This window comes from Pseudomonas sp. DCB_AW (assembly GCF_026240895.1).
Taxonomy (GTDB): Bacteria; Pseudomonadota; Gammaproteobacteria; order Pseudomonadales; family Pseudomonadaceae; genus Aquipseudomonas; species Aquipseudomonas kermanshahensis.
The window spans coordinates 1-471 of the sequence record NZ_JAPFCE010000168.1 but is presented as its reverse complement, the minus strand read 5'-3'; the positions used below and the strand labels follow the sequence as shown (position 1 = coordinate 471).

The window sequence follows — 471 nt, the reverse complement described above, 5'->3', positions numbered from 1 at the left end:
GAGAGTTTGGTACCGCCGCCACCATGGAGTTTGGGCTGAGCTGGCTTTTTCTTGTGGCTATTTTAAAAGGTGTCCAGTGTCAGCTGCAGCTCCAGGAAAGCGGCAGCGGCCTGGTGAAACCCAGCCAGACCCTGAGCCTGACCTGTGCCGTGTCCGGCGGCAGCATCAGCAGCGGCGGCTACAGCTGGTCCTGGATCAGACAGCCCCCTGGCAAGGGCCTGGAATGGATCTGCTACATCTACCACAGCGGCTCGACCTACTACAACCCCAGCCTGAAGTCCAGAGTGACCTGCAGCGTGGACAGAAGCAAGAACCAGTTCAGCCTGAAGCTGAGCAGCGTGACAGCCGCCGACACCGCTGTGTATTACTGTGCCAGAGACACAGTGGTAGTACTCCACTGTCTGGGTGTACAAAAACCTCCCTGCACGCCTCTCTAACCTCACAATTCTGTGCCAATGAGACCAAACTCTC

1 protein-coding gene is annotated in these 471 nt (G+C 57.5%); it reads left to right on the top strand.

Features of this window, described 5'->3' with window-relative positions; translation table 11 throughout:
* A partial coding sequence (locus tag OO306_RS28100; protein WP_265970390.1) for a hypothetical protein occupies positions 1–437 on the top strand: 437 nt, incomplete at its 5' end.
* Between the last annotated feature and the right edge of the window lie 34 nt (positions 438–471).